The organism is Kushneria phyllosphaerae (genome assembly GCF_900312995.1).
Classification (GTDB): Bacteria; Pseudomonadota; Gammaproteobacteria; order Pseudomonadales; family Halomonadaceae; genus Kushneria; species Kushneria phyllosphaerae.
Map to the genome: position 1 here is coordinate 1,277,103 of NZ_ONZI01000001.1, position 25,699 is coordinate 1,302,801.

Below are 25,699 nucleotides of genomic sequence, written 5' to 3' on the forward strand. Positions count from 1 at the left end.
ACATCATGCCCTGGCTTTATCTGATACTTGCCATCTGCGCCGAAGTGGTTGCCACCAACGCGCTCAAGGCCTCCGAGACATTTAGCCGACCGGTGCCTACGCTGATGACGGTCGTGGGCTATGGGCTGGCGTTTTATCTTCTGTCACTGGTCTTTAAAACCATGCCCGTGGGTGTGGCCTACGCCGTCTGGGCGGGGCTTGGCATGGTGTTGACGCTGCTGGTAGCCATGTTTGTCTTCGGCGAACGCCCCGATGCGCCCGCCATGCTGGGGGTAGCGCTTATCATCGCGGGAGTGGTCGTGCTACAGGGCTTTTCAAACATGAATGCCCACTAGGCGCTCAAAAATACCGCAGACCCTTTCCTGATACATTGCCACGACACAGGCATGCCCAGTACTCTGAGGATTAAACAAGATGCTCGTGAAACAGGGAATTCTTCATGCCTGCAAGGTCTACTGCCGTAGGCGTTCATCGTCCGGCTGTCCTACGTCTTTTATCCTGTCTGCTGCTTTCTCCAATGATTTTGATGGCTGGCCAGGCGCTACCTATGGAAGCCCGGGCCGATGGCTTTCCCGCCACGCAGGCACTGGCCGAGAAGGGTTTTGTGGTGGGGGCTCAGGCCCGTTTGCTGGACAGCGGCGAAACGCTGGGCAGCATTGCGCCCGATCAGCAGATGACGCCGGCGTCTGTCTCCAAACTCTATACAGCCGCTGCAGCATTGACGCAGTGGGGGCCGCAAAAGCGTTTCACGACCGAGCTTCGCAGTAGCGGCGCCATTGTCGATGGCGTGCTCAAGGGCGATCTGATACTCGATGGCGGCGGCGACCCGGGCATGACCAGCGAGGATTACTGGCTTTTAGTGCAGGGGCTGGCAAGCCGCGGCATCCATCGCATCGATGGTCGAGTGCTGGCCAGTCAATGGCGCTTTGGGCCGGTGACCTGCGTGACCACGGACCGGTGCGATGCCCGCACCCGGACCCGGCATGCCTTTGATGCTCAGCTCACTTCCACGGCGGTGAACTTTGCCACCTGGTGCATGCGGGTGATGCCAGGCGATGCCGAAGGCGTACCGGCACGCGTCACCAGCTGTGCTGGGGCAACGCCGCTGACGCGCGTCGACAACCGCATCACGACCGTGTCACAGGGCAACACCGGCATCAGTGCCGAGCGTACGACCAGCGGCGGCAAGGACACACTGGTAATCTCCGGCCAGATTCGCATGGACAGTGACCCTGCCAGTGTCTATCGCTCCAGCGCCGATCCTGTCGAGCAGACGCTGGCCACGCTTGAATCGATCATGCAGGGGGCCGGCATCGCCGTGACCGGCGGTTTTTCGCCCACGGTCAGCCGACCTTCCAGTGATACGCGTGTGTTGTCTGCCGTGGAGGGCAAGCCGCTACAGGAGCAGCTGCTGCGCATGCTCAATTATTCCAATAATTTCATGGCCGATGTGCTGGCACTGGATCTGGTCAATGGCACGCCCACCATGCAAAGTGCTGCAACGACTTTGGACGCCTTTGCCCGTGATATCCCCGGACACGGCCCTGTCAGCCTGCGCTCCGGCAGCGGCCTGACGCCTGAAAGCCATACCAGCGCCCGCGGCGTCACGGCACTGCTCGACCACATGTACCATCAGCCAGCACTCTTTCCGGTGTTTGTGGCCGGCATGCAGACCCCCGTTAACGGTCCCATGAACTTCATTCGTCGTGGCAGCGAGCGCTTTCAGCAAAGCGTCATGATCAAGACCGGTACCCTCAACGAGCCGGTGCCGGTGCGGGCAGTGGCCGGCTATTTTCGGACGCAGTCCGGCCGATGGGGCGCCTTTACGGTCATGGTCAATGGCCGGGCCCCCACGCCCTATATCAACTGGACGACCACGCTGGAAGCGGTCGCCAGCGATATCGATGTCATGATCGCCAATCATTGACACCGTGCCCGACTGACCTATCGGTCGGGCATTGCCCTTTCCTCGAAATTATTGAGCAAACAGCGCAGTCCATCCCGTAGTGCCTCCCCTGACATGACGTGACCGTGGCCTGTCATGGCCACTTTCGGGCTCAGCTCGGCCAGTATCCTGACCGAGCGGCGCGCCGCTTCCCAGTCCGGTGTGAAATAGCGTGGTGGCCCGCTGATTTCGCGGTGCTGGGTGAACACCTGATAGAGCGACTCCTGCCTGACGGTTACGAAAGCATCGCCGGCCAGCAGGGCGCGGTCGCTGTCTCGAAACAGCGAGATATGACCCTGCGTATGGCCCGGGGTGTGCAGCCACCGCCAGTCGGCAAGACAGGGAACGCTGCCATCTTCCGGCAGGGGCCGGATGCGCGCACCCAGATCAATCGGTTCGCGGGGGAAAAAGCCGGCCAGTGACGGAATGATCCCGCCACCGGCGTGGGTGTCGGGCGGGGCGTAGTGCTTCTGGCCGGTGAGATAGGGCAGCTCGAGCGAGTGTGCATAGACAGGCACGTCCCAATGCTCTGCCAGTTCCACCACGGCGCCCACATGATCAAAGTGGCCATGGGTCAAAATGATGGCGCGAGGGGGCACATTCTTGCCAAAGCGTTCGGCGGCGGCACGAATAATGTCATCTTCACAGCGGGGCATGCCGGCATCGACAAGCACCCAGTCGTCCCGGGCGGGGTCGGCCACAAAATACACATTCACGATCTGAACCGGATAGCAGTACACATCTGCCAGCACTTCATGTCCCTTGCCGCTGCTTACGGACGTTAGTGGCAGATGCCTGTCATGCAATGGATTGTCGACCATGGTCGCGTCTTCCTTTGGTGGGCCTGTTAATAGCCTGGTGGGTCGAGCGGTATGGGCGCCATAACATTGGGCAGGTTTTAGACAGTCTTGCCAGATCATGGGACCGGCACTGGTCGTGGCCCTCCGGTGCACTGCTTTGGTAGGATGCTTCCTTCCCCTTAAAGATGGCAGGTTGCCTGCAATGCCTGTGATCCATGGACAGGAACCCTCTGCATGAAGCCCGCGCATACCGGTATCAAGCGGCTATTTCATTCCACGCGCTACTCCTGGAAAGGACTGACGGCGGCCTGGTGTAACGAGGCGGCCTTTCGTCAGGAGTTGATCGTGACCGCACTGTTGTTGCCGGCCACCTTCTGGTTGGGGCAGTCGCTGCTGGAATGGCTTTTATTGATAGGCAGTGCGGTACTGGTGATGGCCGTGGAGCTGCTTAATTCGGCCGTGGAGACCGTGGTGGATCGCATCGGTGTGGAGCATCACGAACTCTCCGGGCGTGCCAAGGACCTTGGGTCGGCTGCTGTCTTTCTCTGTGTTTTGTTTGCATTTCTGGTCTGGGGCAGCCTGCTGTTCACGCGCCTGGTCTGACCTGCGGCTTTGCCGTTCAGACAGTGGCTGATGTCACCGGATGCCGAGGCGCCTTCGCCTGTCAAAGGCTGACCGCGTCGAGGTGATCGACGCGGCCTGAATCGCCAAGTGGCTACCAGCTCTTGTAGGGCAGAAACTTGCCGTTCATGGTGATTTTGACCCGATCACCCCTTGGATCTTCCTCGCGTTCAACATCCATCGAGAAGTCGATGGCACTCATGATGCCATCTCCAAACTTTTCCTGAATGACATCCTTGAGTGTCGGCCCGTACACGCCGACCACTTCATAAAGACGATAGATCAGCGGGTCCTGCGGAACGGCGCCATCCCAGGTCTTGGTCGGATAGGCTTTCAGGGCTTCGATGAGTGCCTCATCTTCAAGGCCAAGGGCGTTCGCAAGACCTTGCGCGATGTCGGGCGGGGCGCTGTTCATGCCATAACAGACAGACGCGACCCAGACCGGAGACCGGCCCACGGCCTCGCCCAGATCGTCCCAGTTCATCTTCTGACGTGCCCGGGCGGCCATCAGGGTGTGGTGCATCTCAATCTTGTCCATGCCATGACACTCTTGTTGGATGTTGGTGGGTCACCTGCCAGCTATACCACTGCATGCCCATCAGAACCAGTGGCAGCTCAGCGTGAGGCGTTTTCTCAAGACTCTATCAGCAGCGCCAGCGCCGGCATGACCTGCAGCTTGATGGCCGGGTCGATCATGTTCTCGGGGGGCGGTGACAATAGCGGTGCCCAGGCCATGGCCTGATCGGTGTCGCGTTTCAGCCGGGCCTGACCCAGGCGAGCTACGTAGACTTCCAGCATATTGAGGCGGCCTTCGTCGTCAGGTGCGGCAAAGCGGCCCAGCCAGGCGCTGTCGGCGACCGGCGAGCCCTCTGCAAACAGCGTCGTCTGAAGCCCTGTCACGGCGTTTGTTAATGCGCTGTCGTCGGCTTCCCGGGCCACGCAGGCCATGGGCAGGCCATAGCGTGTCTCGGGCGTATGACGTACCAGCAGGACCTCGTCACGGGCGCTGAGAAGGGCCAGGGCCACATGGCGCTTTGGCGAGTGCAGCTCGGCGATTCCAGAGGCGTCGTTATCTGTCATGTCAGTCAAACCGTTGGCGCAGTGCCGGCAGCACCTCGTTAGTGAGCAGGGGAGCAAGCGGCAGCGTCTTGTCATCGAGGGCCATCCAGCGGATCTCCTCGAGTTCGCCGCAGGCCTTGGGTGTGCCGGCCATCTCTTCGATCATGAAGACATCTGCATCGACATGGGTATCGGGCTCGTTGACAGCCTGAGTGCGAAAGCGCCCCAGCATGACCAGCTCACCTTCTCCGATCGAGGTACCCAGTTCCTCCTGACACTCTCTGGCCAGGGTGATCAGAGGCGTCTCGCCAGGCTCGGGCTTGCCGCCGGGCAGCATGAAGTGTTGGGTGCCGTGCTTTCTGACGACCAGCAGGCGTTGCTTTTGATCAAGCAGACAGCCGGCAACAACGTGAAGGATGGGCATCGCAGGTGACTCCGGGTGAGGTCTTCTGTAGTGAGGTCTTCTGTAGAAATAGCGAAACAGCGCCCCGATGTAGCGATTAAAGCCTAGTGCGGATGTGGCGAGGGTTCACGCGCAAAGCGGGCAATAAATCGCGCCATGGAAGGACCAACAAGCACCACGGTAAACAGCCTGAGTGCCTGCAGGGCGGCCACGATCGCCACATCGGCGTGGGTGTCGAGTGCAATGATGGTCATCGAGTCCAGTCCACCCGGACTGGTGGCCAGATACAGCGTCAGAAAATCGCTGTGCATCATGGGCACCAGCATCAGCGCAGAAAGGGCGCAAAAGGCGATCAGCATGATTGAGGCCAGCAGCATCCACTTGAAGGCGTGCATGACGTTGCGGATGGTCTGGCGATCAAAGCGCAGACCCACATAGATGCCGATACAGGCGTAGGCGGCCTCCAGCAGCGGCAGCGGTAACTGGATGTCGATGACGCCGGAGACCTGTACCACGGTGCCCAACAGCATCGGACCCAGCAGGGCGCCGGCTGGCAGCAGGCGATCACAGACGAGGATGCCCACGGCAATCAGTGCCATTGAAACCGACAGCGCCAGCAGGCCATGAAGATCCCATGTCATGCCATGAGAAGGGGCGTGGTCGGTTTCCGAGACGCCCAGAAAATGGCTGACCAGCGCGCCGGCCATGATCACGCAGATCACGCGCACATACTGCATGGTGGCGACAATGCGTGGGTCGGCGTTGGCCTGCTCCGACATGGCGACCATCGCCGCTGCCGCCCCGGGCGTGGTGCCCCAGGCGGCCGTGGTGCCGGGCAGCCCGCCGTAGCGCACCAGCAAAATGCCGACCACGGTGCTGAGCACCAGCGTCACGGCGGTGGCCAGCATCATGGCCGGCCAGCTCTCGGCGATGGTGGAAAGCACCGTCAGCGTCATGGCCTGGGCGATCAGCAGCCCGATGACGCCCTGGCCTGACTTGAACAGTACCCGCGGCAGTTTCAGTCCGCCAATCATGACCCCGAAAACAACGGAGACCACCATGGGGCCAATCAGTGCGCCGGCCGGCATGTGCAACCACTGGAGCAAAAAGCTCGCCAGGGCACAGGCACTCAACAGCAGCATCCAGCGAAAGGGGGAAGAGGCAGGCAGGCGATCGGCAAGCAAGGTAGTCAGGCTCCGGCAACAGACAAAAGGCGAGAAAGAATAATACGGTATCAGGCCACGCTGTCACTGCCGCGCGGCCGGTAAAGGGCCACGGCGTTGTCATGCAGGGCCAGCATGGCGTTGGTATCGCCCAGCGTGTTGTGCAAAAGCTCGATATCGCCCTCCCTGAAAGGGCGTGGGGCACGCGTGCCCGGCAGGTCGGTGCCAAAGATCAGGGCATGCGGGTTGATATCGGCAATGGCGGCAAGCGTTGCCGGGACATCCAGTGAGACACGCCCAAAGCCTGTGGCCTTGACGCGTGCGCCGGCCTCGACGAGTGCCAGAAGGGTCGGCAGGCCCTCCTGCGACAGCCCCAGATGATCGATGACCATCGCCGGCAATGCGCGCAGCAGGGTCAAATGGGGAGCAAGATGCCGGGCATCGGCGTAGATCTCGCAGTGCCAGCCGACCACGTCGAAAACGCGTCTGGCCTGGCGGATCATGGCGCCGATATCCTGGCGGCCCCCCCGCCTGAGATTGAATCGAATCGCGCGCACGCCGGCTTCGTCGAGTTCGAGCAGCCGTGCATCGCTGATGTCGTCGGGCAGCTGTGTCACGCCCACAAAATCACCGCCCAGCGCTTCCAGGGCCGCCAGCAGATAGCTCTGATCCGTGCCCTGAAAGGAGCCGGAGACGATGGCGCCGCCGCGAATATCCAGCCCGCGGGTGGCCTTTTGATAATTTTCGACGGTGAAGGGGGCAGGTCGGTATCCCTGGTTATCGATCAGGGGAAAGCGAGGGTCGATGATATGCAGGTGCCCATCGAAGCAGCCATGCGGCTCACGATGGTCGTGACGGTAGTGTCCGGTGAAGGGGATAACCTCAGCCATGGCAACTCCTTGAGCATCCAGCGATCGCGAGACAGCGCGTTTCGTGTCTCGAACAGACACGACAAGCATGCGGGGTGATGGCTCCGACTGCAATCTTCGTTATGCTGACAGGTAACGGATCAAAGAGAGGCCCTTCCATGTCCCTGCAAGCTGCCCTGACAGGCCTGCCTGAAGCACTGCAGTCTCAGGCACGTCGTACCCTCGAGACATTTGATGAGGCCTTGCTGGCACGTTTGGGCGAAGAGCGCCTGCGTGAACTGGTCACGACCATCACGGCCAGCGATTTTGTGGCCCGGGCCCTCTCACATGATGGCGTCATGCTCGACCGCCTGCTCTCGCATGAAGAGCTTGTCGCCGCGCCGGGGCGGGAGACGCTCGAGTACTGGCTTGACAGCGCGCTGGAAGGTGCCGCTACCGAGGCGGATCTGCAGCGGATACTGCGACGGTTTCGACGCGAACGCATGGTGGCGATCATCTGGCGCGATCGTAACGATTACGCCGATGCCTGGGGGATCGCGGCCGCCGTGTCGCGACTGGCTGAGGTCTGCATGGAGGCGGCACTACGCTGGCACGAAAAGGCAATGGCCGGGCGCTATGGCGAACCGTCACCGGACAGTGAGGGTCGCGCGCAGCGCATGGTCGTGCTGGGCATGGGCAAACTGGGCGCCGGTGAACTCAACCTCTCCTCTGACATTGATCTGATCTTCGCCTACCCCGAAAAGGGTCAAACGCAGGGCGGGGAGCGTCCGCTGGAGCACCAGGAGTATTTCACCCGACTGGGACAGAAGGTCATTGCCTCTCTCGATGCCATCACGGCCGATGGTTTTGTCTTTCGCGTCGACATGCGACTGCGCCCTTTGGGGGATGGCGGACCGTTAACCGGTAGCTTTGCAAGCCTTCTGTCCTACTACCAGAGCCAGGGGCGTGAGTGGGAGCGCTACGCCATGCTCAAGGCGCGTCCGGTGGCCGGCGATCTCGACGCTGGTCAGCGACTTCTGGTCGAGCTTCGCCCCTTCGTCTACCGCAAGTACATCGACTTCGGGGCGATCGAATCACTGCGCGAGATGAAGGCGTTGATCAATCGCGAGGTCAGACGACGTGGCCGCGAGGATGACATCAAACTGGGGGCCGGCGGCATTCGTGAGGTCGAGTTTGTCGTTCAGGCCTTTCAGCTGATTCGCGGTGGCCGGGTGACCGAGCTGCAAACCCCTTCTCTCAAGCGGGCACTGGCAGAGCTTGAGCGTCTTGAAATCATGTCGCGTCATGACGTGCGTGCCCTGCAGGCCGACTATGTCTTTTTGCGCGATCTCGAACATGCCCTGCAGGGGCTGGAAGACCGTCAGACCCAGTCGCTGCCCGATGAAGATCTTCCTCGCGCCCGCATCGCCTTTGCCATGGGCCATGAGCACTGGGAAGGCCTGGTAGCGGATCTTGATGAGGTGCGTCGCCGGGTGCGTGAACGCTTCAATGAAGTGATCGCCCCGCCTGAAGAGGAAGATCACGAATTGATCGAGGCCGGCGCACTGGAGGAGTGGCGAGCGCTCTGGCAGGAAGCCTTTGACGATGAAGCGGCGATTGCACTGTTGTCCGAGTCCGGTTTTCGCGACCCGCCCCGGGCCCGTGAACGGCTTCTCAAGCTGCGCCATGGACGTGCCGTGACCGGCATGCAGCGTATCGGTTTTGAACGCCTTGAAGCACTGATGCCGGTGCTGCTGTCCAACGTGGCGGCCACCGAAACCCCTGACATTACGCTGGAACGGGTGCTGGCGCTGGTGGAGTCGGTCCTGCGCCGCACGGCCTATCTGTCACTTTTAAAGGAAAACCCTGACGCACTGACACAGTTTGTCCGCCTGTGCAGTGCCAGCGCCTGGATCGGCGAGCAGCTGGCCCGCTATCCGGTACTGCTCGATGAGTTGCTCGACCCGCGCAATCTCTATACGCCCCCCGAGCGCAGCGAGCTCGAAGACGAACTGCGTCAGACCCTGTCACGGCTGCCTCCCAATGACGAAGAGAGCCAGCTCGAGGCGCTGCGTCTGTTTCGTCATGCTCGCGTGCTTAACGTGGCGGCAGCCGATGTGGCGGGTGCGCGCCCACTAATGGTGGTCAGCGATCATCTGACGATGATTGCCGAAGTCGTGCTGGAAGCCATCGTGAAGCTGGCCTGGCAGGGGCTGACGGCACGCTATGGCTACCCTCGTCGCCGCGACGGCAGTCATGCCGGTGCCGACGACGTCGATTTTCTGGTGGTGGGCTATGGCAAGCTCGGGGGGATAGAGCTGGGCTACGGTTCCGATCTGGACCTGGTTTTTTTACACGACGCCGACCCGCGCGGCAGTACCAATGGCGCGCGCAGCCTCGACAATCCGGTTTTCTATGCCCGCATGGGCCAGCGCATCATTCACATGCTGACCACCACGACGCCGGCCGGCGTGCTCTATGACGTGGACATGCGCCTTCGACCTTCAGGCAATTCGGGCCTTCTGGTGTCTTCGCTGGAAGCCTTTGCCGACTACCAGCGTCGCGAGGCCTGGGTCTGGGAGCATCAGGCGCTGGTGCGCGCCCGCGGCGTGGCCGGCAGCCCGGCGCTGGCGCGTCGTTTTGAAGAGATTCGTCTTGAGACGCTTTCCAGCGAGACCGATGTGGACACCCTCAAGCGGGAAGTGGTCGCCATGCGCGAGAAGATGCGTCAGCACCTGGGCAGCAGCCCGCAATCGCGCAGTGCCGGCTGGTTTCATCTCAAGCAGGACCCGGGCGGCATGGTCGACATCGAGTTCATGAACCAGTTTGCGGTGCTGGCCATGGGGCACCGTGAAAAGGCGCTGCTGACCTATACCGATAACATGCGCATTCTGGAAACGCTGGAATCGTCCGGCCATTTACCGTTTGAAGGGGCCGAAAAGCTCAGGCGCGCCTGGCTTGCCTATCGCGATGCCAGCCATCGCGCGGCATTGACCCGCTCCGGCTCGCTGGTCCCGGAGGCCGGGTTCGTCGAGCACCGTGACGCCGTGCAAACCCTCTGGCAGCGTTATCTGGAACCCGAGAGCAGGGAACCCGAAAGCACCGAGGCGCCGTCCGAGCCTTGAAAGGGGCAGGAGCCGCCCACCCGGATGGCCCGGGTGGGCGATCAGAACATGACGCCGGCGCGTTAATCAGGAGGTCTGGTCGATGCGCGGGTTGCGTCCGATGGGATGGGCCTCTCCGCGTGCCTTCGCCAGTTCGATCTGGCGCTGGCGTTCGCGGGCACCTGCACGAGTCTTTTCGGGGAGGTTGTCCCAGCAGTGCGGGCAGCTGATGCCCGGTTCGTAGTACTCGGACTGCTGATCCTCGGCGGAGATGGGCCTTCGGCAGGCATGACACTGGTCAAACTCGCCTTCGCTGAGGTCATGGCGCACGGTTACCCGGTTATCGAAAACAAAGCAGTCGCCGCGCCAGCGGGAATCCTGCTCGGGCACCGTTTCCAGATATTTCAGAATGCCACCCTTGAGGTGATACACCTCTTCAAATCCCTGCTCCAGCATGTAGCTGGACGCCTTCTCACAGCGAATGCCACCGGTGCAGAACATGGCGACCTTCTTGTGCTTTTCGGGGTCGTAATGCGCCTTCACGTAGTCGGGAAACTCGCGAAATGAGCGGGTTTTCGGATCCACGGCGCCTTCAAACGTGCCAATCTCGACTTCATAGTCATTGCGCGTATCGATCAGCAGCACTTCCGGGTCGCTGATCAGATCGTTCCACTGCTCAGGCTCGACATAGGTGCCCGCGCGGCGATTGGGGTCCACGCCGTCCACGCCCAGCGTCACGATCTCACGCTTGAGCTTGACCTTGGTACGGTAAAACGGCTGCTCCTGCGCCCGGGATTCCTTGTGCTCGAGATCCTCAAGCCGTGGATCGCTTCTGAGCCACGTCAGCAGCGCATCGATATTGTCTCGTGTGCCGGACACGGTGCCGTTGATGCCTTCTTCGGCCAGCAACAGTGTGCCCTTGACGTCATTGGCGCGCATGGCCTCGAGCAGCGGCTCGCGAAGCGCTTCATAATCGGGCAGGGAGACAAACTTGTAGAGGGCAGCCACCACGATGGGGCCCTCATCGGGTAGATCAGAGGGTGTCATGCAATTCTCCAGGCAGTCGCCCTCGCAAGGGGCGGACCAGGGGGTGTTACAGCCCCGAATGGACTGCGGCGCGTATTTTACGCATCCGACCGGCCGGTTGCACCTCCCGGCCCGGGTGTCAGGTGTTGCCGGCGGAAACGCCGCGCGCCGCTCACATCGCGCAGCCCCCCAGCAGCACTGATATGATCAGGGCACCGGGTCATGCAATGATCTGACAACAACGCAATCCCTGCGCGCTTATGGCGCAGGACAACGTACAGTGGAAGGGCTTATGTCTCGAACAGTCTACGTCAATGGCCGGTACGTACCGGAAAACGAAGCCAGCGTGTCAGTGTTTGATCGCGGCTTTCTGTTTGCCGATGGTATTTATGAAGTGACGGCTGTCCTCAATGGCAGGCTGGTGGATTTCGAGGGGCACGTGGCGCGTCTGCATCGCTCGCTCAATGAGCTGAACATGCATCTGTCGCTCAACGACAATGCCCTGCGTGACATTCATCGTCAGCTCATCGATAAAAATGGTCTGCAGGAAGGGCTGGTGTATCTGCAGGTCACCCGTGGCGTTGCCGACCGGGACTTTGCCTACCCCGATGCCCAGACGCCGGCCACCCTGGTAGCCTTTACCCAGCAAAAGGCGATCATCGACAGTCCGCTTGCCGAGAGAGGCCTCAAGGTCATCTCCCTGCCGGACATGCGCTGGGGGCGGCGCGATATCAAGACCGTGCAGCTTTTGTACCCCTCCATGGCCAAGATGGAAGCCAAAAAGCGCGGGGCCGATGATGCCTGGCTGGTGGACTCGGGGCTGGTGACAGAAGGTTCTTCCAGCAATGCCTGGATTGTCGATCATGACAACACGCTGATCACCCGCGAGCTGTCGCGGTCGCTTTTGCACGGCATTACGCGCCGGACCATCATGCAGCTGGCGCAACAGCATGACATGAAGGTCGAAGAGCGCGGCTTTACCATCAAGGAAGCGCAAAACGCTCGGGAAGCCTTTATGACATCGGCCACGTCGCTGGTGTATCCGGTGGTGTCGATTGATCAGCGCCCGATAGGCGAGGGCCAGCCAGGAGAGATTGCCAGAGCCCTGCGCCGTCTCTATATCGAGACAAGCCTTCAGGCACTGGATGCCCAGGAGCAGACATAGGCATGGCTTAAAATGCTTGTGTCGCGATTCAGTTACGCGCTGCCCGGTCGATACAAAACGCCATGGAGTGTCGTGTAACGGAAGTGAGCGCGCCGTGAAGTTAAAAGTCGCAGGCGCTGCTCTTGAGGAGCGTCAACGTGCCGAATCGATACAGGCATTGGAAGCAGGAACAGGAAAGGCGGCGTCTGGCTGCGTTGAAAGGACTCGGGATACTTGAAACGCCCCGTGAGGAGCGTTTTGACGTCATTACCCGGCTTCTGGCACGTGATTTTGACGTGCCGATTTCCATGATCTCGCTGGTGGACGAAAAGCGGGTCTGGTTCAAGTCGGAAGTCGGTCTGGAGGGTCTTGAGGAGGTTTCCCGAGAGATTACCTTCTGCAGCCACGCGATCGAGGCAGGCCATATTCTGGTGGTCGAAGACGCCATGGCGGATCAACGCTTTTTTGATAACCCACTGGTCACCGGTGAAATGGCGCTGCGGTTCTATGCTGGCGCGGTAATTCGCTCATCACACCGAGAGCCGCTGGGCGCGGTATGTATCATTGATCACAAGCCGCGCCAGATGACCTATCGCGACCGGCGACAGCTGATCGACTTTGCCAGCCATGTGAGCGCGCAGATAACGCTCAAACACGGGCGATTTCACGATAGCGATAATTGAAACGATATGAGAATGCCCCGGCCATGGTCGGGGCATTTTGCTGATATCAGGGGGTGGGCGACCAGACATGGGGCAAAAAGCGATAGCCCTGCGTGTCTTCCACAATGTGACCGATACCGGGGAAGTCCAGATGGTGGCCGGCCACCATGAGTTTTTCCTTCGCGACTCGGGCAAGGATGTCCTTGCGTGTCGCCACGGCCCGTTCCCCGTCGACATCAAATAAAACGCCGGCATTGGGTTCAGGGAGCTGAATGTGCGGCAGGTGCACGATATCACCCCACAGCAGCAGCCGGTCGCTGCCGGATTCGATCAGATAGCCGCTGTGTCCCGGCGTATGGCCCGGCAGGGCCACGCGGGTGACGCCGCCCATCACCTGATCACTGTCGATACGCTCGATCCGGTCACGATTGATCTCAAGCACGCGGTGGGCTACGTCAAACTGCTGGGCAAACATGTCGGAGGCATCTGCGGGTGCCTGTTGCTGCCAGAAATCCAGCTCTTCGCCCGGTACCAGAATGCGTGCATTGGCAAAGGCTGGTTGATCGTCTGACGTGATCAGCCCGCCGATGTGGTCAGGATGCAGGTGCGTCACCAACACGGCATCAATGGCATCAGGCAGTACGCCGATGTCAGCCAGCCCCTGGGACAGGCGGGCACCTTCGCCATCGGCCAGTGCACCAAAGCCGGTGTCCACCAGCACGCGCTGATCACCAATGTGCAACAGATAGGCGTTGAGCGTAATGCGCGGCGGGTTGGGGCGCTGGCTTTGGGCCTGAAGCGTTTCGGCGCGCGAGGCATCAACATGCTGGATCAGCTCCAGCGAGCCCTGCATATAGGCATCCATCAGCGTGGTGACGACGATCTCGCCGACGCGCAGGTGATGGACATTGGCAGGCTGCTGATCGGGAAACAGACTATCGCTCATGGGGTCTCCAAAACGAAATCAATGGGGCCAGACAAAACATGGTCAGTCATGACGTATGCGTCACAGTCTGTCGAGCTTTGGCCCGAGTATACAGGTGTGTCGTATGGACACCGCCAGACGTGGTTTTGTTTCCGGACATGAAAAAGCGCCTATCGTTGGTAACGACAGGCGCTTTAAATATATGGTCGGAATAGCAGGATTCGAACCTACGACCTCTGCCTCCCGAAGGCAGCGCTCTACCAAGCTGAGCTATATTCCGAGTGTCATGAGCTCGTCATGACGGTGCGCATTATACTGCGTGTTTCAGGTAATGCAAGCCCTCATCAGGCATGACGATCCACGGCCTGTCGAACCAGCAGTTCCAGGCTTTCGCGATACGGCGATGGCGGCAGCAGCGTGAGCTGCTCGAGTGCGAGATCCACCATCTCATTGGCGCGCTGACGGGTGTACTCCAGTGCGCCGGTGTCCCGCACGATGGCCAGTACTTCATCGAGATAGGACAGTCCACCTTCGCTGATGGCGCGACGTACCACGTTGGCCTGCGCCGGGCTGCCCACCACCATGGCGCGAATCAGGGGCAGGGTCGGTTTGCCCTCGGCAAGATCATCGCCCACGTTCTTGCCCATCTCGCTGGCATTGCCCTGATAGTCCAGCAGATCATCGATGAGCTGAAAGGCCAGCCCCAGATAGCGGCCATAGAGCTTGAGTGCCTCGACCTGTGCCTCGGTGCCATCAGCCACCATGGCGCCGGTATGGGACGCCGCTTCGAACAGCATCGCGGTCTTGCCCTGGATGGTGTCGAAGTAGGCGGCTTCGTCAATGTCGGCATTGCCGATATTGGTCAGCTGCAGCACTTCGCCTTCGGCGATGATGGAGGTGGCGTTGGAGAGCACGGCCATGATTGGCATCGAGCCGACCTCGACCATCATTTCAAACGAGCGCGAATAGAGAAAATCGCCGACCAGTACCGAGGGGGCATTGCCCCAGGTGTCGTTGGCCGTGGCGCGACCGCGGCGCAGGTGGGATTCATCCACGACGTCATCATGCAAAAGCGTTGAGGTATGCATGAATTCGATCAGGGCTGCCAGCGTGATGTGCTGCTGGCCTTCATATCCCAGTGCTCTGGCCGATAGAAGGGCCAGCAGTGGGCGAACGCGTTTCCCGCCACTTTCAATAATGTAGTTGCCGATCGTTTCGATCAGGGGAACATGGGAGGCAAGCTGCGCGCGAATGGTGCGGTCAACAGCTGCGAAGTCTTCCATGACGGGTTCATGGGTCCTGGAAGCGCTGGGTGAAACGACTTGGCTGTTCACAGTGAACCTCGGGCTTCTATTCCCTGCAGGCATGGGCCCGGGCCGGCAGGACAACAGGGGGGCTTGGGTTTGCCGGGCAGTCTTCTCGAAGGCCCTTTGGGCGTCGAAGCGACATGAATGCCCGGTATGCTAGGTAACCCCTTCATGGGCGTCAAGATGCATCATGGCGGGCCTTGAGTTGCCTCGCGCGGGCGGTTATAATTCGCGCCCTTATCTCATCGTGCTCCCTGTAAGATGGCTCGGTCGTCCTTGTTGAAGACGGGTTCGGGGCCACTTGCCACAGGTCGATGAAGCAGCCAACCGGATGAGTCAATTGGAGAATTCCATGTACGCAGTAATCAAGAGCGGCGGCAAGCAGTATCGCGTCCAGGAAGGCCAGCGTATCAAGCTGGAAAAGCTGGATGCGGCCACTGGTGACAGCATCGATTTCGATCAGGTGCTGATGGTCGGCGGTGACGATGTCAAGATCGGTGCACCGCTGGTGTCGGGCGCTGTTGTCAAGGCAGAGATCGTCTCTCACGGCCGCGGCGAGAAGGTTCATATCCTCAAGTTCCGTCGCCGCAAGCACAGCATGAAGCGTCAGGGCCACCGTCAGTGGTACACTGAAGTCAAAATCACCGGGATTACTGCGTAAGCATTTTCCGCATTTTCAGGAGGTCATACTCATGGCTCACAAGAAGGCCGCAGGTAGTACACGTAACGGTCGCGATTCCGAGTCCAAACGTCTCGGCGTCAAGCTCTTCGGTGGTCAGGAAGCCTCTGCCGGCAGCATCATCGTTCGCCAGCGTGGCACTCGTTTCCACGCCGGTGAAGGTGTCGGCGTCGGTCGTGACTTCACTCTGTTCGCACTGCGCGACGGTCATGTGAAGTTCGAGACCAAGGGTCCGAAAAAGCGCAAGCACGTCAGCATCGTCTCCGCCTGAGACTGCTGATTGCTCAAAAGCCCCGCTCAGGCGGGGCTTTTTTTTATCATGTGGGTTCGTCAACACGACGGGCCCATGGGCTCTCGACCCGTACCCGGCGTAATATAACCGCCACGGTATGAGTGCATACGACAGTCCTTTATTTTTCGATCATGGTTTTTGTATACAGGGCGACGAGTCGCCGGGAGTAGTGGCATGCAGTTCGTCGATGAAGCCTCGATCACGGTGGAAGCCGGTAATGGTGGCAGTGGCTGCGTCAGCTTTCGCCGCGAAAAGTACGTGCCGCGCGGTGGGCCGGACGGTGGTGATGGTGGTCACGGCGGCAGTGTCATCCTGGTCGGTGATGAGTCGCTCAATACGCTGATCGACTTCAAGTTTCAGCGTTTTCACAAGGCCCCCAACGGACAGCCTGGCCGTGGCAGCCAGATGAACGGCCGCAAGGGGGAAGATCTGATCGTGCAGGTGCCGGTGGGTACCACCATCATCGATGTTGAAACCCTTGAGGTGATCGGTGATATCACGGCCGTGGGTCAGGAACTCAAGGTGGCGCAGGGTGGCCGCCGAGGGCTGGGCAATGTGCACTTCAAGTCCTCGACCAACCGTACCCCGCGTCAGAGCGTGCCGTCAGGTGAAGGCGAGCGTCGTGAGCTGCGTCTCGAGCTCAAGCTGATGGCCGATGTTGGCCTGCTGGGCATGCCCAATGCCGGCAAGTCGACTCTGATCCGCTCCGTATCGGCGGCGCGTCCCAAGGTGGCGGACTATCCGTTTACGACGCTGGTGCCCAATCTGGGCGTCGTCAAGCTGGGGCTCCAAGAACACTTTGTCATGGCCGATGTGCCGGGGCTGATCGAGGGTGCCGCCGACGGCGCGGGCCTGGGGCTTCGCTTTCTCAAGCACCTGACCCGCACGCGCCTTCTGCTGCATGTCATCGATGTGGCGCCCTTTGATGAAAGTGATCCGGTCGAGTCGGCTGAAAAAATCATTCACGAGCTTGAGCAGTACTCTCCGACGCTGGCCGAAAGCCCGCGCTGGCTGGTGCTCAACAAGTGTGATCTGGTCGATGAGGATACCCGCGAAGCGATGCTTGAGCGGATTGTCGAGCGTCTGAACTGGGACGGCCCGATCTTTCGTATTTCTGCCATTGCCGGGCAGGGCACCGATGCTCTGGTACAGGCCGTGCATCGCTGGCTGGTCGAGCAGCGCCAGCTCGAGCAGGAAGATGAAGGTTATGCCGGACGCATGCGCGCCATTCGCGAGCGCATGGAAGCCGAGGCCGTGGCCCGTACCGAAGCGCGCATGGCCTTCATGGCCGGCCGTCAGCGTCGTGATGTCGACAGCGGTGATGGTGATGACGATGATTTCGACGATGATGATTTTGACGTCGAAGTGGAATATCAGCCCTGAGGTCCGCCGGGCATGACGCCGGAGCTGGAGAGTGCGATGACAGAACAGGCCCTGGAAGGTAGTCGCAGTCAGGTCACGCGGCTGCGTCGTGTGGTGGTCAAGATCGGCAGTGCGCTGTTGACCAACGATGGTCGCGGGCTGGATGAAGCGGCCATCGGTGGCTGGGTGGATCAGCTTGCCGAGCTGCATCGACGCGGCGTTGAAGTGGTACTGGTGTCTTCCGGTGCCGTGGCCGAAGGCATGGTCCGGCTGGGCTGGCAGGTCCGACCCAGTGCGCTTCATGATCTGCAGGCCGCTGCCGCCGTCGGGCAGACCGGACTGGTGCGCAGCTATGAAGACCACTTTGCCCGCTTTGACATTCGCACTGCGCAGATTCTGTTGACCCATGATGATCTGTCCAACCGCAAGCGCTATCTCAATGCGCGCTCGGCCCTGCGTACCCTGATTGATCTGGGCGTGGTGGCCATCGTCAACGAAAACGACACGGTTGTGACCGACGAGATTCGCTTTGGCGACAATGACACGCTGGGCGCGCTGGTGGTCAATCTGCTGGAAGCCGATGCCCTGATCATCCTGACCGATCAGGAGGGTCTCTATAATGCCGACCCTCGAAAGGATGCCGATGCGCAACTGATCAGCGAGGGCAAGGCAGATGACCCGCGCTGGGTAGCCGTGGCCGGTGATGGTGGCAAGCTGGGTCGAGGCGGCATGGCCACCAAGATTCGTGCTGCCAGACTGGCTGCGCGTTCCGGAGCATTGACGCTGATTGCCAGCGGTCGCCAGCCTCGGGTGCTGTCGCGTCTGCTTGAAGGCGAGGGCATTGGCACGCTGCTGGTGCCGGAGCATGCGCCAATGACGGCTCGCAAGCGCTGGCTGGCCGGGCAGCTGCAGGTTCGGGGCACGCTGACGCTGGACCAGGGGGCTGTGACCCGCGTCCGTCAGCGGGGCTCAAGTCTTTTGCCGGTAGGCGTCACGGCCGTGGATGGAAATTTTCGTCGCGGCGACATGGTGCTGTGTGTGGATGGTGACGGCGAGCCGATTGCCAAGGGGCTGGCCAATTACGATGCTCAGGATACCGGGCGAATACTGGGTGTGCCGACCCACGACATCGTGGCGCATCTGGGCTATATCGAGGCTCCCGAGCTTATTCATCGTGACAACATGGTGATCCTTTGCGACCCCTGACCTGGGGCTGGTATTGCTTCGAGGGCGCTGCTAGAATGCCGCCTCTCTTGTGAAGGTGCCCGCCCAAGAGGCACTTTTATCAAAATTTATCAACGTCAACACTCCAGGGAGTAGACGATGGCCAATACCCGTCAGGCTCGTAAGCGCGCCGTCCAGTCCGAGCGCCGCCGCCAGAAAAATGCCAGCCAGCGTTCCATGGTTCGCACGCACATCAAGCGTGTTATCAAGGCAATCAACAGCGGTGATCACAGTGTCGCCATGGCCGAGTTCCGCGTTGCACAGCGCGTGATCGACCGTATCGCTGACAAGCATGCCTATGACAAGAACCGCGCCGCTCGTACCAAGAGCCGTCTGAACGCGCGTATCAAGGCGCTGGCTGCCTGATAACAGGGAAACGCCCTGTTGTAGACAGCAGTACCTGCAAAAAACCGGCTTCGGCCGGTTTTTTGCGTATCCGGGCAATGCCGCGATGAAAGCCTGGGATCATCATGTGGCCCTTTTCAGATGGGGAGATCATATCTCGTGAGTGCTGAAGTGAGCGGAGCAAAGGGCGCTGGGCTGTTGCGTTCGGGCATGGTAGTAGGCGTCATGACAATGCTGTCACGGGTGCTGGGTCTGGCGCGTGATGTGGTCGTGGCCACGTTGTTTGGTGCCGGCAGTGGTGCTGACGCCTTCTTTATCGCTTTCAGGATTCCCAACTTCCTGCGTCGCCTGTTTGCAGAGGGCGCCTTCAATCAGGCCTTCGTGCCGGTATTGTCGGAGTATGCCTCCCAGCGCGAGCGTCAGGAGGTCAGAGAGCTTCTGGACGCCACGGCCGGGACGCTTGCCGTGGTCCTGCTGGGTATTACGGTACTGGCAGTGCTGTGTTCTCCCTGGCTGGTCTGGGTCTTTGCGCCCGGATTCCATGATGATGGCCATGGCAAGCTGGCACTGACGGCCGAGATGCTGCGCCTGACCTTTCCCTATCTGCTGCTGATTTCGCTCACCGCCTTTTCGGGCAGTGTCCTCAACAGCTACGGCCGCTTTGCCGTGCCGGCCTTTACCCCCGTGCTTTTGAACCTGTCGATGATCGGGGCAGGGCTGTGGCTGGCCCCACTGCTGGATGTCCCGGTCATGGCGCTGGCGTGGGGCGTGTTGATTGCAGGCATTGCGCAGCTGCTGTTTCAGATTCCCTTTTTGCTGCGGCTGGGGCTGCTGCCGCGCCTGCGGCCCAACTTCCGCCATACCGGCGTTCGTCGCATCCTGCGCCTGATGGGCCCGGCCATGTTCGGGGTGTCGGTATCGCAGATCAATCTGCTGCTCGATACCGTGCTGGCATCAATACTGGTGGGCGGCAGCGTCTCCTGGCTCTACTACTCCGACCGACTGGTGGAGCTGCCGCTTGGCGTCTTTGGCATTGCGATAGGCACCGTGATTCTGCCGGCCCTGTCACGTCAGCATGCCAGTGATGATCCCACGCATTTTGCCCGCATGATCGACTGGGGCATTCGCGCCGTGCTGCTGATCGGACTGCCGGCGGCGCTGGCGCTGATCGTGCTGGCCGAGCCGCTGTTGATCACGCTCTTTCACTATGGCGCGATGACCGATCACGATATCGTCATGGCCTCGCGCAGTCTGCGTGCCTATGCGCTGGGCCTGGTCGCCTTCATGCTGATCAAGGTGCTGGCGCCCGGCTACTACGCGCGTCAGGACACTAAAACGCCGGTCAAGATCGGGATCATTGCCATGGTGGCCAACATGGCTTTCAATCTGATGTTGATGTGGCCGCTGGCGCATGCAGGGCTTGCGCTGGCCACGGCAATGTCGGCCTGGCTCAATGCTGTCCTGCTGGGGCGTGGTCTTCTGCAGCGCGATGTGCTGAAGTTTCAGCCCGGCTGGGGGCGACTGTCCCTGCAGCTGCTGGTCGGCTGTGTGCTGCTCACCGGCGGGCTCTGGTGGTTGACGCCCGACTGGCAACAATGGCTGTCGTGGGGAATCGAGCAGCGTCTTGCGGTACTGCTGGGCCTGATCGTTGGGGCTTTGGCGGTCTACTTTGCCTGGCTGGGTGTTGCCGGAGTCCGCGTGCGCCATTTCAAACTGCGCGGCTGATGCCTGTCCGTTGGGCGTGTACAGCGCTATAATCGAAGGTTTATCACGGCGGGCAGCAGTGGGCATGGAACTGATCAGAGGTTTACATAATCTACGCCCCCGGCACCGGGGCAGTGTTGTCACCATCGGCAACTTCGATGGGGTCCATCGTGGTCATCAGGCCATTCTGGATCAGTTGAAGGCACATGCCCGGGCGCATGACCTGCCGGCCGTGGTCGTAGTGTTCGAGCCTCAGCCGCGCGAGTATTTTTCCGGTGATCAAGCGCCGCCCCGGCTGACCCGGTTAAGCGACAAGGTGCGCCTGCTGGGTCAGTACGGGGCCGATCGGGTGCTGTGCCTGCCCTTTAATTGCCGCCTGCGTGAACTGTCGGCTCGCGAGTTCGTGGATCGTGTGTTGATACAGGGGCTGGGTGTTCGCCATCTGGTGGTGGGCGATGATTTTCGCTTTGGCTGTGATCGTGCCGGGGATTTTGACCTGCTCAAAACACTTGGCGAGCAGGCCGGTTTTTCGGTTGAGCACACGCGCACCTTTCAGATTGGAGGAGAGCGGGTGTCGAGCACTCGTGTGCGCACCCTCTTGGCCTCGGGCAATTTCGAGCAGGCCGAGCAGCTTCTGGGGCGTCCCTTCAGTCTGGAAGGCCGGGTGGTCAAGGACCGTCAGCTGGGGCGTACCATTGGCGTCCCCACGGCCAATCTGCCCATGCTGCCGGGCCCGCTGATCCTGCGCGGGGTCATGGCGGCCATGACCCGGCTCGAGGATGGGCGTGAGGTGCCCGGTGTGCTCAATATCGGCTGGCGACCCACGGTCGGGGCGGATCGCCCGGTTCTTGAAGTGCATCTTTTCGATCTTGATGAGTCCCTTTATGGACAGCGTCTGATCGTCATGCCCTGCGCCAGACTGCGGGGCGAAGAGACCTTCGCTTCCATCGATGAACTCAAGCGCCGCATTCATCTTGATATCGATCAGGCGCGCAACTATTTCAAGCAGTACGATTTCCGGCAGCACGCTTCTGACGCCGTGGGTACCTCGCCCGACGCAGAAGGGGTGGATGCATCATTGCCTTCCTGCCGCTATCCCATGGCCTCGGCGCCACTGGCGGCGGAACGCAGCAAACATGAACAGTGACGGCTGACCATCAGGTTATGAGCGACTACAAGCATACGTTGAATCTGCCCCATACCGATTTCCCCATGCGTGGCATGCTGCCCAAGCAGGAGCCGGGCCGGGTTTCGCAGTGGCAGGACATGAATCTGTACCAGCGCCTGCGTGAAGCGCGCGCCGGTGCCCCTTTGTTCGTGCTGCATGATGGCCCTCCCTATGCCAACGGCAGCATCCATATCGGGCATGCGCTCAACAAGATCCTGAAGGACATCATCGTCAAGTCGAAGAACCTGGCAGGCTTTGATGCGCCTTATGTGCCGGGCTGGGACTGTCACGGTCTACCGATCGAGCACAAGGTAGAGACCACCCATGGCAAGCATCTGGAGCCCGAGAAGGCGCGGGCGCTGTGTCGCGAATATGCGAGCGCCCAGGTCGAAACCCAGCTGGCCGATTTTGTTCGTCTGGGCGTGATTGGTGACTGGGATCATCCCTATCGCACCATGGATTATGTCAACGAAGCCGGCGAGATCCGGGCGCTGGCTGACATGGTCGAGACAGGGTTTGTCTTCAAGGGGCTCAAGCCGGTCAACTGGTGTTTTGACTGTGGCTCGGCACTGGCCGAGGCCGAAGTGGAATATCAGGACAAGAAGTCCGATGCCATTGATGTGGCCTTTCCGGTGGAAGATGTCGATAAGCTGGCAGAGGCCTTTGGCCTTGAAGCGCTGGCAAGGCCGGCTGCCGCGGTCATCTGGACCACCACGCCCTGGACCATTCCCGCCAACCAGGCGCTCAACGTGCATCCGGACTTCACCTATGCGCTGGTCGATACCGGTGAGCGTCTACTGGTGATGGCTGAAGAGCTGGTCGAGAGCTCTCTGGAGCGCTTTGGCCTGAGCGGTGACGTGATCGCCACGACCGCGGGCAAGTCGCTTGAGCTGATCAACTTCCGTCACCCCTTTTATGATCGTCTGTCACCGGTTTATCTGGCCGACTACGTCGAGTCCGAAATTGGCAGCACGGGTATCGTTCACTCGGCCCCGTCCTACGGCGTGGATGACTTCAACACCTGCCGTGCCCATGGCATGAGCTTTGACGACATGCTCAACCCGGTGCAGGGCAACGGTGTCTATGTCGACGACCTGCCGTTTTTTGGCGGCCAGATGATCTGGAAAGCCAACCCGAACATCATCGAAAAGCTCGGCGAAGTCGGCGCGTTGATGGCGCACAAGCCCATCACGCACAGCTACATGCACTGCTGGCGCCACAAGTCCCCGGTGATCTACCGCGCCACGGCGCAGTGGTTCGTGGGCATGGATATCCAGGGTCGGGAGGGCAAAACGCTTCGCGAGCTTGCCCTTGAAAGCATCGAGGCGACCCGGTTTACACCGGCCTGGGGCAAGGCGCGTCTACACAGCATGATCGCCAATCGTCCGGACTGGTGTATTTCGCGTCAGCGTAACTGGGGCGTGCCGATTCCGTTCTTTTTGCACAAGCAAACCGGTGAGCTGCATCCGCGCACTGTCGAGCTCATGGAAGAAGTGGCCCAGCGCGTCGAGAAAGAGGGCATTGATGCCTGGTTTCGTCTCGACCCGACCGAGCTTCTTGGCGACGAGGCCAATGAGTTTGAGAAGGTGATGGATACGCTGGATGTCTGGTTTGACTCGGGCACCACTCATCGTCATGTGCTGCGCGGCTCGCATCCCCAGGGGCATGACAGCGGCCCGCTGGCCGATCTGTACCTTGAAGGGTCGGATCAGCATCGCGGCTGGTTCCACTCCTCGCTTCTGACCGGCGCGGCGATTGACGGCCATGCGCCTTATCGTCAGCTTTTGACCCACGGCTTCACGGTGGACGCTCAGGGACGCAAGCAGTCGAAATCGCTGGGCAACGTGGTCGCCCCGCAGACGGTCATGGACAAGCTCGGCGCCGACATTCTGCGCCTGTGGGTGGCCTCGACCGACTACTCGGGCGAGATGGCGGTGTCTGACGAGATTCTCAAGCGTACCGCCGATGTGTACCGTCGCATTCGCAATACCTCGCGCTTTTTGCTGAGCAACCTCAACGGCTTTGACCCGAAGCGCGACATGGTGGCGTTTGACGACATGATTGCGCTGGACCGCTGGGTCATTGATCGTGCAGTGCTTTTGCAGGCGCGCATCGAAAAGGCCTTCGAGGAGTATCGTTTCCGCGACGTCTACCAGCAGGTACATGATTTCTGCGCCCGCGACCTGGGCGGTTTCTATCTCGACATCATCAAGGATCGTCAGTACACCACTCAGCCTGATTCGCTGGCTCGCCGCAGCTGTCAGAGTGCGCTCTATCATGTGATCGAGGCGCTATCGCGCTGGATTGCGCCGATTCTTTCCTTCACGGCCGAAGAGATCTTTGAGCATATTCCCGGCGAGCGTGGTGACAGCGTGCTGCTGGAAACTTATTACGAAGGCCTTGCCACGCTGCCGGAAGACGCGACCATGGGGCGCGCCTTCTGGGATCGTGTGATCGAGGTCAAGCAGGCGGTCAACAAGCAGCTCGAGGACGCGCGTAACGAGGGCATCATCAAGGGGGCGCTGGACAGTGAAGTTACCCTGTATGTGGATGATGAACTTCATGCGCTGCTGTCACGCTTCGAGGAGGAACTGCGCTTTGTTCTGATCACCTCCGAGGCCACGCTGGCGCCCCTGTCGGCAGGCGGCGATGCACGTACGACCGAGCTTGACGGCCTGAAGGTTGCCATTCGCCTGAGCGAGTTCGACAAGGATGAACGCAGCTGGGAGCGCCGTGCCGACGTGGGTGCCAATCCGGACTATCCGACGCTGTCGGCGCGCTCGATTTCCAATCTGCCGGATGGCCCCGGTGAGGTGCGTCGTTATGCCTAAGGGGCAATATGCGCATGCGCGCTATACGCTGCGCTGGTGGTGGCTATCGCTGGCCGTCATCGTGCTGGATCTGGGGGCCAAGGCGTGGGCCAGCATGTCGCTTGCCTACGCGCGCCCGGTGGAAGTGCTGCCGTTTTTCAATTTGACGCTTTTGCACAATACCGGCGCGGCCTTCAGCTTTCTGTCGGAGCATGCGGGCTGGCAGCGCTGGCTGTTTGCGCTGATCGCTGTCGGCGCCGTGATTGCGTTGAGTATCTGGCTGGCTCGGCTTGAGCGCCATGACCGGCTCAATCAGGTGTCGATCTCGCTGATTATCGGCGGCGCCATCGGCAATCTTTTTGATCGGGTGGTGCACGGCTACGTGGTGGATTTTCTATCCTTTCACTGGCAGGGCTGGTACTACCCGGCCTTTAATCTGGCGGATACGGCCATCACGCTGGGAGCCTTGGGCATTATCATCGGCTCGTTCAAGCGTGACAAAAAAGACACTTCATCAGCGGAGCGTCATCATGAAGGATAAGTCTGCAGGGCAGGGCGACAGCGACGCAGCGCTGGTCGCCGATGACAACATGACGATCGCCATCCATTTTACCCTGCGGCTGGAAGATGGCACCGAGGTGGATACCACTCGTGGCAAGCGCCAGGCCGAGTTTGTCTTCGGCGACGGCAATCTGCCCCCCGGATTTGAAAAGCCGATCCGGGGCATGCGAGTGGGGGAAACCCGCACAAGCGATGTGGCGCCGGAACACGCCTTTGGCCCCTGGAACCCTCAAAACGTGCAGATGCTCAAGCGTGCAGACTTCGAGGATCAGGAGGCGTTGGAGGAGGGGGTGGTCATGTCCTTTGCTGACCCGACCGGTGGGGGCGAGCTGCCCGGGGTCATCAAGTCAGTGGATGAGCGCCAGGTCGAGGTGGATTTCAACCATCCGCTGGCCGGACGTACGTTGACCTTTGACGTCGAAGTGCTCGATATCACGCCCGCCACGACCCACTGACAGCATTTCATGATGGGGTCAGTCGACCCCATCGCCGTTCGCCCATCAGCGTCCTGATGTGCGACACTGACACCATTATTCAATAGCGAGGT

The 25,699-nt window shown here is 60.6% G+C and carries 25 protein-coding genes and 1 tRNA gene; 16 read left to right on the forward strand and 10 right to left on the reverse strand.

Annotated elements, in window-relative coordinates; genetic code table 11:
* Window positions 1-5: 5 nt before the first annotated feature.
* Together KSP9073_RS05645 and dacB are read left to right on the forward strand one after the other, a co-directional pair.
* The gene (locus tag KSP9073_RS05645; RefSeq protein ID WP_108841911.1) at window positions 6-335 is read left to right on the forward strand and encodes a DMT family transporter; all 330 of its coding nucleotides are present in this window, start codon (window positions 6-8) and stop codon (window positions 333-335) included.
* Window positions 336-547: 212 nt separating this feature from the next.
* Window positions 548-1,927 (forward strand): D-alanyl-D-alanine carboxypeptidase/D-alanyl-D-alanine endopeptidase, encoded by a 1,380-nt coding sequence (gene dacB, locus KSP9073_RS05650; protein WP_243409120.1) that lies wholly within the window; start codon window positions 548-550, stop codon window positions 1,925-1,927.
* A 17-nt stretch (window positions 1,928-1,944) separates the two neighbouring features.
* Here the strand turns inward: dacB and KSP9073_RS05655 are convergent, their stop codons facing one another.
* Window positions 1,945-2,766 carry an MBL fold metallo-hydrolase gene (locus tag KSP9073_RS05655; protein WP_108841913.1) on the reverse strand — a complete coding sequence of 274 codons (822 nt, stop codon included), beginning with the start codon at window positions 2,764-2,766 and terminating at the stop codon, window positions 1,945-1,947.
* A 213-nt stretch (window positions 2,767-2,979) separates the two neighbouring features.
* Here KSP9073_RS05655 and KSP9073_RS05660 point away from each other — a divergent pair, with 213 nt between their 5' ends.
* Window positions 2,980-3,348 (forward strand): diacylglycerol kinase, encoded by a 369-nt coding sequence (locus KSP9073_RS05660; RefSeq protein ID WP_108841914.1) that lies wholly within the window; start codon window positions 2,980-2,982, stop codon window positions 3,346-3,348.
* Window positions 3,349-3,460: 112 nt separating this feature from the next.
* Here KSP9073_RS05660 and cynS read toward each other — a convergent pair whose 3' ends face one another.
* The 5 genes from cynS to KSP9073_RS05685 all read right to left on the reverse strand — a co-directional run bounded on the left by cynS (window position 3,461) and on the right by KSP9073_RS05685 (window position 6,881).
* Window positions 3,461-3,904 (reverse strand): cyanase, encoded by a 444-nt coding sequence (cynS, locus tag KSP9073_RS05665; protein ID WP_108841915.1) that lies wholly within the window; start codon window positions 3,902-3,904, stop codon window positions 3,461-3,463.
* Between the two features lie 95 nt (window positions 3,905-3,999).
* Window positions 4,000-4,446 carry a hypothetical protein gene (locus KSP9073_RS05670; protein ID WP_108841916.1) on the reverse strand — a complete coding sequence of 149 codons (447 nt, stop codon included), beginning with the start codon at window positions 4,444-4,446 and terminating at the stop codon, window positions 4,000-4,002.
* A 1-nt stretch (window position 4,447) separates the two neighbouring features.
* A complete protein-coding gene (locus KSP9073_RS05675; protein ID WP_108841917.1) occupies window positions 4,448-4,849 on the reverse strand; it encodes an NUDIX hydrolase in 402 nt (133 codons plus the stop codon).
* A gap of 83 nt (window positions 4,850-4,932) precedes the next feature.
* Window positions 4,933-6,012: an AbrB family transcriptional regulator gene (locus KSP9073_RS05680; protein WP_243409121.1), complete on the reverse strand. Its 1,080-nt coding sequence runs from the start codon at window positions 6,010-6,012 to the stop codon at window positions 4,933-4,935.
* Between the two features lie 50 nt (window positions 6,013-6,062).
* Window positions 6,063-6,881, reverse strand: coding sequence for an amidohydrolase family protein (locus KSP9073_RS05685; RefSeq protein ID WP_108841918.1), 819 nt, complete (start codon window positions 6,879-6,881; stop codon window positions 6,063-6,065).
* A gap of 137 nt (window positions 6,882-7,018) precedes the next feature.
* Between KSP9073_RS05685 and glnE the strand changes: the two genes are divergently transcribed.
* On the forward strand, window positions 7,019-9,964 hold the full coding sequence (gene glnE / locus KSP9073_RS05690) for a bifunctional [glutamate--ammonia ligase]-adenylyl-L-tyrosine phosphorylase/[glutamate--ammonia-ligase] adenylyltransferase (RefSeq protein WP_108841919.1): 2,946 nt from the start codon (window positions 7,019-7,021) through the stop codon (window positions 9,962-9,964).
* A gap of 66 nt (window positions 9,965-10,030) precedes the next feature.
* Here the strand turns inward: glnE and trhO are convergent, their stop codons facing one another.
* Complete coding sequence (trhO, locus tag KSP9073_RS05695) at window positions 10,031-10,990, reverse strand: oxygen-dependent tRNA uridine(34) hydroxylase TrhO (protein ID WP_108841920.1); 960 nt, start codon at window positions 10,988-10,990, stop codon at window positions 10,031-10,033.
* A gap of 271 nt (window positions 10,991-11,261) precedes the next feature.
* Between trhO and KSP9073_RS05700 the strand changes: the two genes are divergently transcribed.
* On the forward strand, window positions 11,262-12,134 hold the full coding sequence (locus KSP9073_RS05700) for a D-amino-acid transaminase (protein ID WP_108841921.1): 873 nt from the start codon (window positions 11,262-11,264) through the stop codon (window positions 12,132-12,134).
* A gap of 137 nt (window positions 12,135-12,271) precedes the next feature.
* Entirely contained in the window at window positions 12,272-12,796 is a 525-nt protein-coding gene (locus KSP9073_RS05705; RefSeq protein ID WP_165814166.1) for a GAF domain-containing protein, read from the forward strand.
* 46 nt (window positions 12,797-12,842) lie between these two features.
* Here the strand turns inward: KSP9073_RS05705 and KSP9073_RS05710 are convergent, their stop codons facing one another.
* From KSP9073_RS05710 to KSP9073_RS05720, 3 genes are all read right to left on the reverse strand, one after another.
* Window positions 12,843-13,721: an MBL fold metallo-hydrolase gene (locus KSP9073_RS05710; RefSeq protein ID WP_108841923.1), complete on the reverse strand. Its 879-nt coding sequence runs from the start codon at window positions 13,719-13,721 to the stop codon at window positions 12,843-12,845.
* A gap of 182 nt (window positions 13,722-13,903) precedes the next feature.
* Window positions 13,904-13,980, reverse strand: a tRNA-Pro gene (locus KSP9073_RS05715).
* A 64-nt stretch (window positions 13,981-14,044) separates the two neighbouring features.
* On the reverse strand, window positions 14,045-14,983 hold the full coding sequence (locus KSP9073_RS05720) for a polyprenyl synthetase family protein (RefSeq protein ID WP_243409122.1): 939 nt from the start codon (window positions 14,981-14,983) through the stop codon (window positions 14,045-14,047).
* Between the two features lie 376 nt (window positions 14,984-15,359).
* On the opposite strand from KSP9073_RS05720, the gene rplU reads away from it, so the two are divergent.
* From rplU to fkpB, 10 genes are all read left to right on the forward strand, one after another.
* Window positions 15,360-15,668: a 50S ribosomal protein L21 gene (gene rplU, locus KSP9073_RS05725; protein ID WP_108841925.1), complete on the forward strand. Its 309-nt coding sequence runs from the start codon at window positions 15,360-15,362 to the stop codon at window positions 15,666-15,668.
* A 31-nt stretch (window positions 15,669-15,699) separates the two neighbouring features.
* A complete protein-coding gene (gene rpmA / locus KSP9073_RS05730) occupies window positions 15,700-15,957 on the forward strand; it encodes a 50S ribosomal protein L27 (protein WP_108841926.1) in 258 nt (85 codons plus the stop codon).
* Window positions 15,958-16,152: 195 nt separating this feature from the next.
* Window positions 16,153-17,361 carry an Obg family GTPase CgtA gene (cgtA, locus tag KSP9073_RS05735; RefSeq protein ID WP_108841927.1) on the forward strand — a complete coding sequence of 403 codons (1,209 nt, stop codon included), beginning with the start codon at window positions 16,153-16,155 and terminating at the stop codon, window positions 17,359-17,361.
* A 36-nt stretch (window positions 17,362-17,397) separates the two neighbouring features.
* Window positions 17,398-18,546, forward strand: coding sequence for a glutamate 5-kinase (proB, locus tag KSP9073_RS05740; RefSeq protein ID WP_108842066.1), 1,149 nt, complete (start codon window positions 17,398-17,400; stop codon window positions 18,544-18,546).
* A 117-nt stretch (window positions 18,547-18,663) separates the two neighbouring features.
* Window positions 18,664-18,930, forward strand: a complete 267-nt coding sequence (rpsT, locus tag KSP9073_RS05745) for a 30S ribosomal protein S20 (RefSeq protein WP_108841928.1) — start codon at window positions 18,664-18,666, stop codon at window positions 18,928-18,930.
* Window positions 18,931-19,068: 138 nt separating this feature from the next.
* Entirely contained in the window at window positions 19,069-20,634 is a 1,566-nt protein-coding gene (gene murJ / locus KSP9073_RS05750; protein ID WP_439330936.1) for a murein biosynthesis integral membrane protein MurJ, read from the forward strand.
* A 64-nt stretch (window positions 20,635-20,698) separates the two neighbouring features.
* Entirely contained in the window at window positions 20,699-21,760 is a 1,062-nt protein-coding gene (ribF, locus tag KSP9073_RS05755; protein ID WP_108841930.1) for a bifunctional riboflavin kinase/FAD synthetase, read from the forward strand.
* Between the two features lie 17 nt (window positions 21,761-21,777).
* Window positions 21,778-24,612: an isoleucine--tRNA ligase gene (gene ileS / locus KSP9073_RS05760; protein ID WP_108841931.1), complete on the forward strand. Its 2,835-nt coding sequence runs from the start codon at window positions 21,778-21,780 to the stop codon at window positions 24,610-24,612.
* A complete protein-coding gene (gene lspA / locus KSP9073_RS05765; protein WP_108841932.1) occupies window positions 24,605-25,132 on the forward strand; it encodes a signal peptidase II in 528 nt (175 codons plus the stop codon). Before ileS ends, lspA begins: the two co-directional genes overlap by 8 nt.
* Entirely contained in the window at window positions 25,122-25,607 is a 486-nt protein-coding gene (gene fkpB / locus KSP9073_RS05770; protein ID WP_108841933.1) for an FKBP-type peptidyl-prolyl cis-trans isomerase, read from the forward strand. Before lspA ends, fkpB begins: the two co-directional genes overlap by 11 nt.
* Window positions 25,608-25,699 lie beyond the last annotated feature (92 nt).

Bases quoted from the DNA above. Each gene is read 5' to 3' on its own strand.
- cynS (WP_108841915.1), bottom strand. From the start codon at position 3,904: ATGGACAAGATTGAGATGCACCACACCCTGATGGCCGCCCGGGCACGT.
- trhO (WP_108841920.1), bottom strand. From the start codon at position 10,990: ATGACACCCTCTGATCTACCCGATGAGGGCCCCATCGTGGTGGCTGCC.
- KSP9073_RS05655 (WP_108841913.1), bottom strand. From the start codon at position 2,766: ATGGTCGACAATCCATTGCATGACAGGCATCTGCCACTAACGTCCGTA.
- fkpB (WP_108841933.1), top strand. From the start codon at position 25,122: ATGAAGGATAAGTCTGCAGGGCAGGGCGACAGCGACGCAGCGCTGGTC.
- cgtA (WP_108841927.1), top strand. From the start codon at position 16,153: ATGCAGTTCGTCGATGAAGCCTCGATCACGGTGGAAGCCGGTAATGGT.
- rplU (WP_108841925.1), top strand. From the start codon at position 15,360: ATGTACGCAGTAATCAAGAGCGGCGGCAAGCAGTATCGCGTCCAGGAA.
- KSP9073_RS05700 (WP_108841921.1), top strand. From the start codon at position 11,262: ATGTCTCGAACAGTCTACGTCAATGGCCGGTACGTACCGGAAAACGAA.
- KSP9073_RS05645 (WP_108841911.1), top strand. From the start codon at position 6: ATGCCCTGGCTTTATCTGATACTTGCCATCTGCGCCGAAGTGGTTGCC.
- KSP9073_RS05670 (WP_108841916.1), bottom strand. From the start codon at position 4,446: ATGACAGATAACGACGCCTCTGGAATCGCCGAGCTGCACTCGCCAAAG.
- proB (WP_108842066.1), top strand. From the start codon at position 17,398: ATGACAGAACAGGCCCTGGAAGGTAGTCGCAGTCAGGTCACGCGGCTG.
- rpmA (WP_108841926.1), top strand. From the start codon at position 15,700: ATGGCTCACAAGAAGGCCGCAGGTAGTACACGTAACGGTCGCGATTCC.
- glnE (WP_108841919.1), top strand. From the start codon at position 7,019: ATGTCCCTGCAAGCTGCCCTGACAGGCCTGCCTGAAGCACTGCAGTCT.
- KSP9073_RS05720 (WP_243409122.1), bottom strand. From the start codon at position 14,983: ATGGAAGACTTCGCAGCTGTTGACCGCACCATTCGCGCGCAGCTTGCC.
- KSP9073_RS05675 (WP_108841917.1), bottom strand. From the start codon at position 4,849: ATGCCCATCCTTCACGTTGTTGCCGGCTGTCTGCTTGATCAAAAGCAA.
- dacB (WP_243409120.1), top strand. From the start codon at position 548: ATGGAAGCCCGGGCCGATGGCTTTCCCGCCACGCAGGCACTGGCCGAG.
- KSP9073_RS05685 (WP_108841918.1), bottom strand. From the start codon at position 6,881: ATGGCTGAGGTTATCCCCTTCACCGGACACTACCGTCACGACCATCGT.
- ribF (WP_108841930.1), top strand. From the start codon at position 20,699: ATGGAACTGATCAGAGGTTTACATAATCTACGCCCCCGGCACCGGGGC.
- rpsT (WP_108841928.1), top strand. From the start codon at position 18,664: ATGGCCAATACCCGTCAGGCTCGTAAGCGCGCCGTCCAGTCCGAGCGC.
- ileS (WP_108841931.1), top strand. From the start codon at position 21,778: ATGAGCGACTACAAGCATACGTTGAATCTGCCCCATACCGATTTCCCC.
- KSP9073_RS05660 (WP_108841914.1), top strand. From the start codon at position 2,980: ATGAAGCCCGCGCATACCGGTATCAAGCGGCTATTTCATTCCACGCGC.
- KSP9073_RS05710 (WP_108841923.1), bottom strand. From the start codon at position 13,721: ATGAGCGATAGTCTGTTTCCCGATCAGCAGCCTGCCAATGTCCATCAC.
- lspA (WP_108841932.1), top strand. From the start codon at position 24,605: ATGCCTAAGGGGCAATATGCGCATGCGCGCTATACGCTGCGCTGGTGG.